Source organism: Brevibacillus borstelensis (genome assembly GCF_036700025.1).
GTDB classification, from domain to species: Bacteria; Bacillota; Bacilli; order Brevibacillales; family Brevibacillaceae; genus Brevibacillus; species Brevibacillus borstelensis.
Map to the genome: position 1 here is coordinate 634,301 of NZ_CP144922.1, position 14,700 is coordinate 649,000.

Below are 14,700 nucleotides of genomic sequence, written 5' to 3' on the forward strand. Positions count from 1 at the left end.
TGTCCCAGGAGAAAACGGCATAATGGACTCACCGTTCTTTGACAAACGCATATCGCCATTACAGTGTTAGCAACACACACTATAAAGCTTGTTCGGGAGGGAACCCTCATGAAGACAGGATACAAGCAGCGAGGAAAGAACTGGCGCTGGATTTGGGGGATAACCTTTGTGCTCGGGTGCATGTTCGCCGCAGCTCTCATGTCTGTCACGATGGGAGCGGAGCAAGGGAGGGTCGTGTACGTGTACAGCGACAGTTGCGGATATTGCACCACATTCGCCCCTAAATTCGATGAAGCTGTGCAGGATATTTCTTCTGGCTGGCGGGTAGAAAGGCTCGACATCCATAATCCAAAAGAGCTGGATGAGGCGGAAAAGCTGGGTGCGGAGGTTACGCCTACGGTGTTTATTGTGAAGGATGGGAAGGTAGTGGATAAGCTGGAGGGGGATGTTTCCGGGGAAGTGCTTGACCGGTTTATTCAGAAGCAGATGGACGCATATTCTTCTTGATTGCTTATACAGGTAACTTATACCATAATTGGAAGGTAGAAAGGTGTGGGAAGATGGCGAAAAAGGAGGATGTGTCTTGAAGCGATTCTATAAACTTTTTTCAAGCGTAATTGTTTTGGTCCTGACAATTGGTGCAGGATTATCCGCTCTTGTGCCGGTAACCAATGCAGCCCAAGTACCGGCCAAGCTAAGTGATTATCAGAATCATCCACATCGCGATGCGATTGATTATGTTGTGAAAAATAAATTGATGTGGCTTTTTCCGGATGGGAGTTTTCAGCCTGACAAACCAATTACTCAGGCGGATTTGGTTGCAGGTCTGGTAAATGTTAAAGGGTTGACTTCGGGTGAGCCTGTACAAGAATTACCTGAAAATCATTGGGCGAAAGTTTACTATGAACGTGCAAAGCGTGATGGAATTCTTGATGGTGTTGAGATCAATCCAAATAAAGTTATGAATCGAGAGGAAGCTAGCAGATTGATGGTTAATGCCTGGAAGAGTTTGTTTCGATTACATAGGCATGATTATCAATACTACATAATACCTGCTGTAGATTCTGGTTGGGTTCAAGCGAAGAATGGAGCATTTCTGAATGGTGTTTCCACATCTCGTTATGACTCACTTGAGACTCTAACTCGTGGGGAGCAGGCATTGACACTTCGCTTTTTACACAAGGAATTTCTAGGTATTCAGGAAGCGGAATTAATTGCTACACAATTCCATAAATCATTGAGAAGTTCAGATGGAACCTTTAGGGGAACTTTACCATCTTTTAAGGGCTTTGATACCCGTCTTGCAGTGCAATTTAAGAACAGAGATGTGAAGACAATAGATTCTGGAAATTTCTCACTCAATGCAAGTCAAATAGACTTTGCAGAATTTACGGTCAAGTTTAAAGGAGAGTCTAAATCATTAGTTCGATACAGGTATCAAAATCTCCCTACACTTAATCGTGTAAGTACAAGGTGAAGAGATGAACAGAAAGTTCTTTAATAGGGTAGTAATAGCGCTTACTGTTTTTGTATATACACTAGTTACTTTTATTGTTATTCCTTCAATTGAGGCTACCACGTCTACGCCAAATACTTACGGTAGAACTGCCGGATGGATCGACGAGCATTATAGCATCAAAGATAGTATTGAAAGCGAGATTAATGGTTTTGGACTTAGCGACATGATGTCCCTCACTATAGCCGACGTACGATATTCTGGAGCTACAAATGGAACGGGTAAGGTAGCCAACTATTCAAAAGCATCGACGAAAGTAGATAACGGATATCCAATTGTCGATTTAGACGAAGCGCGAGACTGGGCGAGACTCTTTAACGGCAATCCCTCCTTCATGACTAGCAACAATGGACTTTATGGTGGAAGTATTACTGAAGGGGGAGGACGAGAGTATACTGGATACCTCCTTTCTAAAGTAGCAGAAATGTCCGGTGGAAGGGGAAATCCTTATAGTTACCGTGCAGCCCAGAGCCATGAGAAAGGAGTCTACGTCGGGGTAACCAGCTTCACCACAACCCAGCGCCCCGATGGAAGTATCAAAACCGACAAGACAAAATATGAAGTCGGACAAACTGTTACGATAACTGCCCAAGGAAAAGACTACAGTATCTACAATCGCGGATTAAAAGTCTTAAACTATTACATCTACAATCTGGATACAGGGCAGACCGAAAAGGCATTCTCTGAGGCGATTACAGAGTATCCGATTAGTGGGGAAGGAAACGGCAGCGGCCAATCTGTAAACTTTCCACAGAAAACATGGGTACCCACTAAAGCTGGAAACTATGAAGCACGAATTCTATTCACAGATACCCATGCAAGAAATACAAAAAATGCTCCCGCGGTAGACGGACAAGGTGTTGCTTATGCAGCACCTTTTGTTGTTGGCGAGGTACCACCGCCTCCCGGTGAGGACAATGGCGGGGGCAAAGACCCAGATCCACCACCAACCGGTTGCAAAAAAACGACCATGGAAATACGAATCGAAGGAGAGAAAAACGATACGGAACGGCAGGGTGTACCGAGCGGAGGAGATACGGAACGCATTGAAAGAGATGCAAGGGTCGTCTTCACCGCATCAAAGCCCGGCACCTTTTCCTACAACGGCACCCCGATGCAAATAGGCTCCGGGAACAACAGGAAGGTGGGGATCATGTACGTTCCCTCATCAGGCTCCTTTACAGTGAAATACGTAAGCGACGACGGTACGCTATGCTGGGACAAGCAGTTTTATGCTGTTTCTCCAAACGACAAGTACGACAGCTGTCCCATCGTCAAAGTGAATGGAGACGCCATTCCAAGGGGTGGAGTCATTGAAGTTATGCCCGGAGAAAGTCTGAAATTTGTAGCTTCATACAAAGATAGCGGCGGTGAAACGCAACCGTTTCATACTACGTGGAATGTTACGATGCCTGATGGCCGAGAAAGGGTAATCCCGTTGGATGAGGGAGACAATGGCCGCGTGCGTCCGTATGTCTCCGATCATGTTTCCTTGCCTTACCGAGGTCCGGATAGAAGCTATGACATTCCCCTGGAACGCGGGAAAACGTACAAGCTGTCCTTGGAACTAAAGCGAACAGACTTTGAAAAGCGCCCAGAATGTGAGTGGACGATTACAATCAAAGTAAAGGATACAAGTTGTACGATCGACGAACAAAAACGCATAGGATTTAAAGCTTATGGTGAGCCTCCGAGCTATTATCCACCGGCAGGAGAGAATCTCTACAATGGTTTGAAGTATCTCTATTTCTCCAATCTGACCGCTACAGGGGACGGGTACGATACCCATACGGATATTTCTGCCGATGTCGCTGGTTCTTGGTTTATAAAAGAGGGGGACAGGAACAAACCGCTGTCTGGCAAGCTTGCAGCAAATGAAAGGTTCCGGTTGATCTTACCGAAAACGATTGACGCCGGGGATGATGTAACACTAGTCTTCATAAGTGACAGAGATTGTGTCGTAGAAATGACCTTCCCGATTCTGTCTGATAGAAGATGCTACATTCTTACAGCAAAGATAGCGGGCGGCAAATACGGCGATGATGACGTTGTTTGGAGCAAGCCGGTTAAACGCGGCGAGACGCTGGAAATGAGTCCGGAGCAATGGACCGATCCCTGGCATTCCTTTACACTCTTTGCTGATGAAAAGATAGACTTTGTTACCTATTATTTCGATCCAGACAAACGTTCCTGGGAGCGAAAACGCGATGGGAAATGGCTTTCCGATTCAACGAATGCAAGATACCAGCAAAAAATCATCTTTCCGATGGACCCGGCCACAGATGGTTATTTTCCTCTTTCCGGATTGTACAAGGTTGAATTTTATGCAGAGGATCGCACAGCAGCGGATTGTGATGGCTTTTTCTTTGTACAGATCGGGGAAGGGCCGCCAAAACCCGAGGGAGAAAACCTGCTCATCGTAAAAAGCAGCTTCAAGATAACCCCTGCTGATCCGCAAGCAGCCGGATCAGATGCGACGATAACCTTTGATGTGAAGAATGACGGCAAGCAGGAACACGATACCAAGCTGGCCGTCCGCTGGGAAAGCTCAGACAAAGCAACAATGCTGGACGTGGCCAAGTTTAAACCCGGAGAGGTGCGGAAGATTACCGTTCCAACCAAATATCCGCAAAAATCGGAGGATTTTATCGCCCATATCAACCCGGATAAAGACAAACCTGATAACGAGACCATTTGGCCGGATAACCGCGCAGTTTGGCCCGTAAAGGTAACAGGTGATGAAGGCGGGGGCAACGGGCCGAAAGAACCGGAGATACCGAATCCGCCGGTTGGAGGAGGAGACTTCGATGGCGGTGAAATTGGACTCGACATCTATGACAGTGATGGCCGCCAACTGCAGAGACTGCAGGTCAATGTGGATGGGGTCTGGGAGAGAGAGCCGGCGAAGATTCGCGTCGTCATTGACCAAACCAGGATTAATCAAGGCTTTGATCAAGTAAAACGGGAAATCAATCAGAATATCGAGACATACAAGTCGCAGCTGCTGCAATCAGCCAGCGGGGAAGGAATCAAGAATGCAAGTGTAACAGTCAGCCCTGGGTACATTGCTGATGCAAAGAGCCTGGCGGTGTATAGCCCGGCGCAGCTCGATCTGAAAGTATCGGGTCCAGGGACGCCTCAGGAATGGAAGGTGAGCAGCTCCTCAATGGGCGGCGATTACTTGTACACCGGTACGACTGTGCCGACAGAAACGACTTGGAGACAGGTTCTGAACCCGATGAAATACAAAGCCGAAATCAACGGATTTGTCATCACGATGGACTACAATGTGCAATTTGCCCTCTCGTACGACCGTTGTGCCAAAAGCGCAGGGGAGGACGGAGAAGAAGGAGAGGAGACCTGCCAGTCCAATACCGTGCATCAAAGCATGTCGGGGCGCTACACCATAACGGTAAAAGGCAGTGAGCGTCAATTTGGGGTATTTGAGCCAAATGCCAAAGGGGTACTCCGCCATACAAGCGAGTGGCAGGAGTACACCGCGCGGGACCGCTATCCGGCGAATAAGCCGGATGACTTTTACGCTGGCGAACGAATTTTGACCCATGTCGTGCTGGAACCTCGCCATCGCCACCCAGTCAGCGCACTCTATCCCGACATTGCAGCGGCGCAATCCTGGATCTCCGAAACGGGGCTCCGGAACACGACGCTCCAATCGACCCTTTCGCTGAAAAAGACAACACCGATTTGGTGGCAGGGGCCGTCTTATGCCGTTCCCAAATTGGGAGTGCGGGAAATGGGGGTCGATACTCCCTTGATGGGAGACAAGCAAAAAGGGTTTAAAAAGGATTCCACTTACGCTGTTCATTTCTCAGTGCAGTTCCGCTTTGGTGTCGTAAAGGGATTCGCGTTTCCGAACAAACAGAATGGCCAAGGTCATGAACTGACCGATTATCGTGTGCCATTTGCCGTGACAGCAAATGCTTGGGAGCGTCAGGGAATCCGCAATCACACAACTCGATAGGCAAATATATTTGCACCCCCTATCTGTCTTTTCCTACGGTGGAAGAAGAACAAGCTAGGGGGGGTTTATGTGAATAAGCGAATCAGGATCGCGAGCATATTGGTCATGGTGGTCTTTTTGCTTTCCAGTATTGTTCCAGCCGGTATAGCCAAAGAAAGGATGGGTCAACCCGTTGGCTGGAATGAAGACACTGGGACTGTCGCAGAAGCCGAGGCGGACCATCCGCCGCAGGAGACAGCAGGGGATGGCGTTGAATCGGACCCGGATCAGGATGGCTCTGAGGTGCCCCAAATACCTGATGTACCGGGAGATACGGATGTAAGCAATGAGACAGATGTAAGAGACGAGACAGATGTAAGAGACGAGACAGATGTAGATGAGACCGCTGATATGCCTGAAGCGCCGCCGAACCTAGACGGGGAAAATGCGGACGGAGAGGAGCTGCTGGAACAGGCAGAGTTGGAGGAGGCGGATGAAGATTTCCAACGCCGATTTGCAGGAAAGAAAAAACCGAGTGAATCCGCGTTGCGCAGGGTGCCAGCTACCTTTGAGGTGGAACGGAACGATACGTTTGCCAAAGCGGACTGGATGTTTGCGGGGAAAAATGCCCACGGGAGAATTTCGACTGGCGACGATATTGATACGTGGAAGATCAAGCCTGCCAAAGACGGGACGCTAACATTTTCATTGACTCAGGTGCCATCCAATGCGAACTATCACTTGTTTGTATTCGATGATGAGAAAAGGGAAATTGGGAGATCCACCAAACCAGGGCAGGCCGATCAAAAGGTCGAGGAGATTGCAGTTGAGAAAAACCGATTGTACTATGTTCAAATAATGGGGAATAATGGAACGTTTGACCGTTCGAGCTATTACTTGTTGCGGGGCGATTTTTACACTGGCGAGGAAGGCAAGCCGGACGAGTATGAGCCGAATAACACGATAAAAGACGCACATCCCCTTGATTATGGCGAAATCATTGCAAATCTCCATGACCGAAGTGATGTTGACTATTACAAGCTTACTTTAGACCTGGCTTCAACAATTGAAGCGAAGCTTTGGGATATTCCCGAGGGCATGGATTTGGACCTGTACCTGTTCGACAGCAACAACAAGCAGATCGCGTTTTCGGACAGGCCGAAGAATAAGGACGAGGAGATTTTGTTTAACGCAGACCCCGGCACATACTACCTGAAAGTTGCTGCCAGCCGCACCTCCGGCTTCAAGAATCACTCCTACCATTTGAAGGTGACCAGCAATACGATCCCCGTCATTTTGATTCCGGGGATTGGCGGATCAAGGCTGGAAGCAAAGGAAAAAAGGCTGACCTTAGAAGCATGGCTTTCACTGGATAACATCGTTTTTGGAATTCGCGATCCACGCCATCGCATGTATCTTCCCTTGAAGCCAGTGGCGAAAAACAGTGTCGAGGTAGAGTCCCTCAACAAAGGATTTACCGTTTACCCGGAGAAAGAAGACGGGGGATTTCGTGCGATTGAATATTTGTCTTACTTTCCAGTTGATAAAGTGAAGGAAGAGACGGAGCAGTACGCCAGCATGGTTAAACGTCTGGAATCAGAAGGATACAGAAAAAACATTACCATGTTTGCGATGCCCTATGATTGGCGTTACAGCAACAAGGACAATGCCAAATATCTGAAGGAAAAAATCGATGAGGCCCTAAAGGCGTCAGGCGCAAGCCAGGTTCAATTGGTTGCCCATAGCATGGGTGGTCTGTTGGCAAGAGAAACCTTGCTATCAAACGCTTCCTATCAGCCGAAGGTAAAACGAATCATTTATATGGGCACCCCCTTTTTAGGCTCACCTCGAGCTTATCAGGCCATCCAATTCGGGTATAACTTCGGAGTGCCTTTTTTACACGAAGAAACAGGGAGGGTGATTGCAGAATATGCCCCCGCTGTCTACGAGCTGCTGCCATCACCGACTTACTTTGACAAGGCGATCGTTTTAAAAAGAGACCCGATTTACAGCTTTACCTATGAAGACATGGTGACTGACAGCCGTGTCAAGATTGCTTATACCCCATTGGTTCGTCAGGCCGAGGCACTACACAATAAATGGGACAAGAGGACATTGAGGGTCCAGCAATACTCCATTATTGGAACCGGACAAAAAACTTTGCTTGGCTACGAATACAATACAAGCAGAAATATTCTAAAGCCCTTTTATGATAGTGGAGAAGGAGATGGAACAGTGCCCTATATAAGCGCCGAATACGGTCAAAGCGATATTGCTAAAAAGTTTTACGCAGTGGCAGCCCATGCAGCTTTGCCCAAGGACCCGCTGGTAATTGAACAAGTTGTCCAATTGTTGAAAGGCGTAGAAAAAATACAGGCAGGCCTTAGAAAGAAACCGCAGAAGCCGGATTATCTGTACTATATTATCTCGCGGGAGGATGGCGAGTTTCCTGAGATTACATTTACAAAGTCGGGACAAACAATGACGATCTTAGCAGATAAAAAGGAACACTGGGAGAATCTTCAGGTAGAGTATCACGGAAATATCGTTGTCATCCATGTGTTGGATTTGGAACCGTTGGTGTTCGAAGACCGTTTGCAATTGCGCAATGGCATGGAAGTCTCTCCCTTTTTAATAGACACATACTCATCAAAGGGGAATGAAAATTCTGACGATGAAGAAGTGAATGAGGAAGCGGAATACGAAGAAGATGATAAAAATGAGGAAGACGCTTTAAAGCGTGAAACATAAAAGTAATCGTTAAAAATGGAGGAGAGGGCAAATTTGGATTACTTTTTTATCCTTGTCTTAGGTCCGATCATTTATGGCTGGTCAACCGGAATTCCGTTATTAGTATTAACCATATGCGGTTTTTCGACGATCATTTTCAAAACAAGAGCGTTAATCAATATTTTCGTAGCTTTGCCTCTTTCATTCTTGTTCTACGAGCTTGCCCGTCCAAAGGAAGGGTGGATTGTTTTGGATTGGGAATTTAGTCTTGTTCTGGCCATCAACACCGCGTGGAATGTACAACTGCTTATTTGGCTAATCCAGAAAGCAGTCAAAGCCTTCCAAAACCAAAAAGAAACAGGCGGGTAAAAGGAATTATCCAGGAAGGGATCAATTGATCCTGTTAAAAAGTAGCATGGCCGCCTACTGTAAAACGGCGGCCCACTGTTTTCGTACTGAATTGATTTCGTGTACTGATTTGCTTTCGTACTGTTCCACTTTCGTACTGTTCCACTTTCGTACTGTTCCACTTTCGTACGAATCTGCTTTCGTACTCTTCCGCTTTCTGACTGTTTCATTTTGAGACTTTTCCAAAGCTGAATCTACAATCTCCCGGGGTCTCTTTTTACAGAGAAACTGGATTGACTCTTCGGCAATCGGCCAAAGCTGGCCTGGTAATTGGAGGGGATATCCGTTTCCAGTCCGTCGCCCATTCCCGCCAATTCTTCCGGAGCATTCGAGAGCCCGGCTCCAGGTGGGGATTCAGCGCGTTTTTCCGCAACGATTTGGTCTACCGCTCTGGCTGCGGCAGGATAAGGCTCCTGCAGCTGGCGTTGTCTATTCAATTCGATATCGCGTTCTCTTGGATGATCATGGGATTGCGTATTGTTCATTTCGGTCATCGCGTAATTCTCCTTCAATGCAGTTGCATAAGCATAATGTGCCCCTCCTGAGCCCGATGTATGAACGCAAATGATCTTTGGCAATGTGCTGCCCGTCAAAGCAGGGCAAGCGGACAAATTGCGTGCAGCGTGGTTTCGGGGTAGAATATCCTCAAGAGTCTGTGAGCAAAGAGGTGTTACGCATGGATATTTTTGATAGCAAAAAGGGCGGATTTACGATCGTCAGCGGCAAAACTGACGTGCATGGCGGTTATGGTCAGGGCGTCCTTGACTTGTCTGCCGTATCGTCTGTGATTATCGACGGGGACGAAGCCTATATTGATATGGGAGCGCTTCATGCCAAAAGCTCCGTTGAAAAAGGCATCAAATGGACGACGAACAAGGAAGAGGTTCCGAACGGAAAGCCTTACTGGGTCGTATGGGTAACGGTAGACCGCAATGAAGCAGGTCCGTATTATGCAGGCGTAACGGCATGCTATATGGAAATTGATCGGGAAGCGCGCCGTGGCTACAAGATTTTGGCGGACCACGTCAATCGGATGGACTACTCCATGAAGCGGCGGATCATGGTCTCTGAATTGAACGAAAAAGAAAAAGCAGCATTGAAAAAGATGCTGATCGAGCACAATGAAGAAATGTGGAACAATTCTTCCGCAGAGTTAAAGGAAGGATTGGCCTGAGTTGGAAATCTTGAACGGTATGTGAACAAATGAGGAAATCAATTGTTAGTAATATTGAAGTCAGGTAAACTTAATTCCATAGCTGTATACATTTACACTAGGTTAGCAAACAGGGAGAGAGCCGTCACTCTTTCCCTGTTTGTCTTTTTTTGAAGGCGCTCACACAATATTTTCAGGGCATCCGCCCGAGGGATACGAAACAAACTAACTGTGCACGGCCAAATTGTCGAAGCAAGGGGGCGTTTCGGTTGACCGATCATACCCGAACACAAGGTGAACACGATCACTTTGTACGACATGGCGGCGTCCATTTTCGCTCGCATGTTTCTCCGCAGCAGATCAATACCTTTATCGGTCGATTGCCAGCCGGTAAACGGGAGAGTCTGTTTGAGGTGCTGGATCAATTAGAAAAAGCCGGAATGATCACCATTTACAACGACCACCTGTTTACGGACGGAAATGGCGTGGTCGGTGGCGGCGAACAGACGGCCGGAGAGGGCGAAGCTGCCCGGCCAACGTTACAGTAGCAAAAAGGGCCAAACCCTTGCAGATGTTCTGCATGAGGTGTGGCCCTTTTTTTTGAAAAACCGGCAGCTTCCCCTATCACTGTGACGGGCTCCACCAACTGCCCATTCGCTGCCAGAAGGAAGGCGAATCGGGAGGCGAGAGCGGAGTCGGGGATTCGTTTGGCGGAAGGTGATCTGTACAGAACTCCTGCGGCTCCGTCCCTTTGGCAAAGTAATAAAGCTGTGGGTCGGGACAGTGTTCCGTGGCCAGTTTCCCCGATTTGGAATCAATATAGACCGAAACGACCCCAGCGGGCATTTCAAACAAGGCAGGCGGTTGATCCTGCAGTGCTTTTTCCATGAATTCGGCCCAGATCTTTTTGGAAAGATAGCCTTCCTTTACGTCATCTACCTTGCGATTTTGGTCATAGCCTACCCAGACCGTGCTGACGAGCTGAGGGGTAAAGCCGCTCAACCACGCGTCATAATCGGTCGAGCCGGTCTTGCCCGCCACCGGGCGGTTGAGTATGTTGGCGACGCGGTAACCGGTGCCGCCCCGTTCAAACACGCTTTGCATCATGTTGGTGAGCAGCGCGGATGCGACAGGATCAGCGACCCGGGTTCTTTCCGTTTTTTCTTCCACGAGAATGTTCCCTTGGCTGTCCTCAATGCGCGTGATCGCGATCGGCTTTACATACTCGCCCTTGTTGGCAAACGCAGCGTATGCTGCATTCAGCTCAAAAGGCGAAACCAGTGACGTGCCCAGTGCCAGGGAAGGAACCGCTTGAAGCGGACTGGATATTCCGAGGCTTTTCGCTTGCTCGACCACCTTTTGCGGCGTCAAATGGTCGATCGTCTTGACAGCGTAAATATTGTCAGAGGTTTTGATCGCTTCCCTCATGCTGATAAAGTCGTGAGCGTAGCGCTCTCCGAAGTTGCGCGGGATATACTGCTTGACCTTGTCGTACGTAAAGACGGTCGGCTCGCTTTTCATCATCGTCAGCGGCGTATACCCGTTTTGCAGGGCAGCCAGATACAGAATCGGTTTGAAGGAAGAGCCTGGCTGACGTTTTCCAAGAACCCGGTTGTACTGGCTTTTTTGATAATCTCTCCCGCCGACCATCGCTTTGACGTGTCCGGTTTTGGGGTCCATGGCTACCAGGGCGACCTGCAAGTCCGGGTTGTTCTTGGGCAAGGTGGCGGCGATGATTTCCTCGGCTTTCTTTTGCATCGCCGGATCAAGTGTCGTGTAAATCTTCAAGCCTCCGTGAATAAAGGTTTCCTCATCAATCCCGTATCTGTTTTTGACCAGACTTGCCAGGTAGTCAAGAAAATAGGGGGCTTGTTCAACCGCTTTTTCCTGAGCCCGGTCCTTCAGCTTGATCGGTTCGGCAAAGGCTTTCTCTGCCTGCTCCGCCGTAATGTATCCAGAGCGCTGCATCGCTTGCAGAATCAACTTTTGGCGGGATTTGGCCTTTTCAAAATCTACATAAGGGGAGTAGTAGGATGGACCTTTCGGAATTCCGGCCAGCATGGAGCTTTCGGCCAATGTCAGGTCCTTGGCGTTTTTGCCAAAATACGTCTGGGCTGCCGCCTGGGCGCCGTAAGCCGAATGGCCGTAGTATATCTGGTTCATGTACATTTCCAGAATCTCGTCCTTGCTGTAATTGAGCTCAAGCTGGATGGCGAGGAGCGCTTCCTTGATTTTTCGCTCCCAGGTCTTGTCCAGCGTCAGGTACAGATTTCGCGCCAGCTGCTGGGTAATGGTGCTGGCTCCCTGCACCTTTTCCATATGGATGACATCCACATAGGCAGCGCGCGCCAAACGTTTCCAGTCGATTCCGTAATGATCGTGAAAAGAACGGTCCTCGATGGCTACTGTCGCTTGGACGAGCGAGGGCGCCATCTCCTTGAGCGGTACGACGATCCGGTTCTGCCCGCGATGCAGCGTATCGAGGACTTCGCCGTTTTCCGCATAAATCGTGGTGGTCTGATTGATGAACACCTCGGGCAGTGGCTGCGAGCGGAGGTACAGAATGAGCATCAGGGCAGCAAACGAACAGCACAATAGGCTGAGTATGAGAAATTTTACGAATTTCTTTGCCAAGCGAAGGTATCGGATCAGCGGAGCTTCCCGCATCACTTCCATGACATCTCGTCCTTTCCTCCCAAAATATTTTGCTCTTCAGGGCATACTAAACAAACGAATCGTTTTTCCTATCTAGTATGGGAAAAAACGGACCTGGATAAACTTGGCTTCCTGCCGGGGATGATTGTTTTTGAAAAAAATCTTGCATTTTGGGGGCCAGCTACTATAATTTTCTTGGCAGATACGAATTATGAAACATTCGCTTCTGTCGTAGACCATTACGGCAAGAACGGCCTCTGGCCCGGATTTGGTCGCTTTTTTCAACCAATGCGGTTATTAAAAGGAGGGTACATAATCATGAACATGGAACTGTGGTACACCGAAAAACAAACGGAAAATCACGGTATTACAACAAAAATTACCGAGACCTTATACAGCGAAAAAACGGATTTTCAACAGCTGGACATTATTAACACCAAGCAATTCGGACGTATGCTGGTGCTCGACGGCATGGTCATGACTACTGACGTGGATGAGTTCGTCTATCATGAGATGATCTCTCACGTGGCCCTCAATACTCACCCGAACCCGAAGAAGGTTCTGGTCGTAGGCGGAGGAGACGGCGGAGCTATCCGTGAAATCGTCAAGCATCCTTCCGTGGAAAAAGCCGTGTTGGCTGAAATCGACGGCGGTGTTATTGAATCAAGCAAAAAGTACTTCCCGCAGATCGCAAGCGAACTGAGCGGAAATCCGCGCGTCGACGTGCAAGTGATTGACGGCATCAAGCACATCCACGACCACAAGGGTGAATATGACGTCATCATGGTCGACTCGACCGAACCGGTTGGCCCTGCAGTAGGCTTGTTTGAAAAAGGCTTTTATCAAGGCATTTACGACGCGTTGAAACCGGACGGCATCATGGTGGCTCAGACAGAATCCCCATGGTTCAACCGTGACCTGATCAAGCGCGTATTTAAAGATATCAGCTCCATTTTCCCTGTGACCCGTCTGTATACGTGCAGCATCCCGACCTATCCATCCGGTCTGTGGAGCTTTACGATCGGCTCCAAACAGCATGATCCGCTGGAAGTGGACGCAAGCAAGATCAAGGATCTGGGCACCAAATACTACAATGCGGAGATTCACCACGCTGTTTTCAAGCTGCCTAACTTCGTGGCTGAGCTGACTCGCGGCTAAGGACGGAGGGCTGAATTCATGCGTTTTGACGAAGCATACTCGGGCAACGTGTTTATCCGCAGCCACGCCAACTACGAGGAAAGCCAGGCAGTCATCTACGGCATGCCGATGGACTGGACAGTGAGCTTCCGTCCGGGCTCCCGTTTTGGCCCAGGCCGCATTCGCGAGGTCTCCATCGGCCTTGAAGAGTACAGCCCGTACCTGGACAGGCTGCTGGAAGACGTAAAATACTTTGATGCGGGCGATATTCCGCTGCCATTCGGCAATGTCGAGGGAAGCCTCAACGCGATTCGCGAGTTTGTCCGCAAAGTGCTGGCAGACGGCAAAATGCCGATCGGGCTCGGCGGCGAGCATCTGGTCTCCTGGCCAGTGTTTCAAGCCGTTTACGAAAAGTACAAGTCCGATCTGGTCATTTTCCACTTCGATGCCCATACCGACCTGCGTGATCACTACGAGGGCTATCCGTATTCCCACTCTACGCCGATCAAAAAGGCGTGCGATCTCATCGGCGGGAAAAACGTCTACTCCTTCGGCATCCGCAGCGGCATGAAGGAAGAATTCGAATGGGCCAAGGAAAACATGCACCTGTACAAATACGATGTCCTGGAACCGGTGAAGCAAGTGCTGCCGACCATCGGCAACCGCCCGATCTACCTGACCATCGACATCGACGTGCTGGACCCTGCCCATGCGCCAGGAACGGGAACGACAGAAGCGGGCGGCATTACGTCCCGCGAGCTGCTCGACACCATCCACTTTATGTCCAAAAACGGAGCCAACGTCATCGGCTGCGACCTGGTCGAAGTAGCACCGGTCTACGACCATAGCGAAATGACCCAAATCGTCGCGTCCAAAATCCTGCGCGAATTGATTTTGGGCTTCGTAAAATAAAGTTTTGCTGGGAATCACAACAAAGCGATAACATATGGATGCGATTCATCCATGATGTCAACCAGAGACGCCTTCGGTTTTTTGCCGGAGGCGTTTTCGATTATATTAATTTGATTATAAAAACGTAAGGAACCAAGGTCCTTCTCCTGTGGCTTCATGAAAACCAGCCCCTATAAACGAAAGCAGCTCTAGAGATGAAAGAGGAGAAAAACGCGAAGGTCTTTGGGA

General features: G+C 48.8%; 11 protein-coding genes. 9 read left to right on the forward strand and 2 right to left on the reverse strand.

The features are described 5' to 3' along the window. Window positions 1-108: 108 nt before the first annotated feature. The 5 genes from V5G20_RS02975 to V5G20_RS02995 all read left to right on the forward strand — a co-directional run bounded on the left by V5G20_RS02975 (window position 109) and on the right by V5G20_RS02995 (window position 8,576). Entirely contained in the window at window positions 109-507 is a 399-nt protein-coding gene (locus V5G20_RS02975; RefSeq protein ID WP_003388494.1) for a thioredoxin family protein, read from the forward strand. A 76-nt stretch (window positions 508-583) separates the two neighbouring features. Then, window positions 584-1,477, forward strand: a complete 894-nt coding sequence (locus V5G20_RS02980) for an S-layer homology domain-containing protein (protein WP_171506879.1) — start codon at window positions 584-586, stop codon at window positions 1,475-1,477. A gap of 4 nt (window positions 1,478-1,481) precedes the next feature. Next, entirely contained in the window at window positions 1,482-5,498 is a 4,017-nt protein-coding gene (locus V5G20_RS02985) for an ABC transporter permease (RefSeq protein ID WP_338463151.1), read from the forward strand. A gap of 69 nt (window positions 5,499-5,567) precedes the next feature. Continuing rightward, the gene (locus V5G20_RS02990; protein WP_227277527.1) at window positions 5,568-8,228 is read left to right on the forward strand and encodes a lipase/acyltransferase domain-containing protein; all 2,661 of its coding nucleotides are present in this window, start codon (window positions 5,568-5,570) and stop codon (window positions 8,226-8,228) included. A gap of 33 nt (window positions 8,229-8,261) precedes the next feature. Beyond that, the gene (locus V5G20_RS02995; RefSeq protein WP_031932691.1) at window positions 8,262-8,576 is read left to right on the forward strand and encodes a hypothetical protein; all 315 of its coding nucleotides are present in this window, start codon (window positions 8,262-8,264) and stop codon (window positions 8,574-8,576) included. A 233-nt stretch (window positions 8,577-8,809) separates the two neighbouring features. Here the strand turns inward: V5G20_RS02995 and V5G20_RS03000 are convergent, their stop codons facing one another. Further along, the gene (locus V5G20_RS03000) at window positions 8,810-9,109 is read right to left on the reverse strand and encodes a hypothetical protein (RefSeq protein WP_003388486.1); all 300 of its coding nucleotides are present in this window, start codon (window positions 9,107-9,109) and stop codon (window positions 8,810-8,812) included. 182 nt (window positions 9,110-9,291) lie between these two features. Here V5G20_RS03000 and V5G20_RS03005 point away from each other — a divergent pair, with 182 nt between their 5' ends. Both V5G20_RS03005 and V5G20_RS03010 read left to right on the forward strand, forming a co-directional pair. Continuing rightward, entirely contained in the window at window positions 9,292-9,789 is a 498-nt protein-coding gene (locus V5G20_RS03005; protein WP_003388484.1) for a YwhD family protein, read from the forward strand. 248 nt (window positions 9,790-10,037) lie between these two features. Then, entirely contained in the window at window positions 10,038-10,316 is a 279-nt protein-coding gene (locus tag V5G20_RS03010; protein WP_003388483.1) for a hypothetical protein, read from the forward strand. Between the two features lie 76 nt (window positions 10,317-10,392). Here the strand turns inward: V5G20_RS03010 and V5G20_RS03015 are convergent, their stop codons facing one another. Next, a complete protein-coding gene (locus V5G20_RS03015; protein ID WP_024983737.1) occupies window positions 10,393-12,444 on the reverse strand; it encodes a transglycosylase domain-containing protein in 2,052 nt (683 codons plus the stop codon). Between the two features lie 303 nt (window positions 12,445-12,747). On the opposite strand from V5G20_RS03015, the gene speE reads away from it, so the two are divergent. Both speE and speB read left to right on the forward strand, forming a co-directional pair. Beyond that, window positions 12,748-13,581 (forward strand): polyamine aminopropyltransferase, encoded by an 834-nt coding sequence (gene speE / locus V5G20_RS03020; protein ID WP_031932689.1) that lies wholly within the window; start codon window positions 12,748-12,750, stop codon window positions 13,579-13,581. 18 nt (window positions 13,582-13,599) lie between these two features. Then, window positions 13,600-14,472 carry an agmatinase gene (speB, locus tag V5G20_RS03025; RefSeq protein ID WP_031932688.1) on the forward strand — a complete coding sequence of 291 codons (873 nt, stop codon included), beginning with the start codon at window positions 13,600-13,602 and terminating at the stop codon, window positions 14,470-14,472. The last annotated feature ends 228 nt before the right edge of the window (window positions 14,473-14,700 follow it).

Bases quoted from the DNA above. Each gene is read 5' to 3' on its own strand.
- V5G20_RS02985 (WP_338463151.1), top strand. From the start codon at position 1,482: ATGAACAGAAAGTTCTTTAATAGGGTAGTAATAGCGCTTACTGTTTTT.
- V5G20_RS03015 (WP_024983737.1), bottom strand. From the start codon at position 12,444: ATGGAAGTGATGCGGGAAGCTCCGCTGATCCGATACCTTCGCTTGGCA.
- speB (WP_031932688.1), top strand. From the start codon at position 13,600: ATGCGTTTTGACGAAGCATACTCGGGCAACGTGTTTATCCGCAGCCAC.
- V5G20_RS02975 (WP_003388494.1), top strand. From the start codon at position 109: ATGAAGACAGGATACAAGCAGCGAGGAAAGAACTGGCGCTGGATTTGG.
- V5G20_RS03005 (WP_003388484.1), top strand. From the start codon at position 9,292: ATGGATATTTTTGATAGCAAAAAGGGCGGATTTACGATCGTCAGCGGC.
- V5G20_RS03000 (WP_003388486.1), bottom strand. From the start codon at position 9,109: ATGACCGAAATGAACAATACGCAATCCCATGATCATCCAAGAGAACGC.
- speE (WP_031932689.1), top strand. From the start codon at position 12,748: ATGGAACTGTGGTACACCGAAAAACAAACGGAAAATCACGGTATTACA.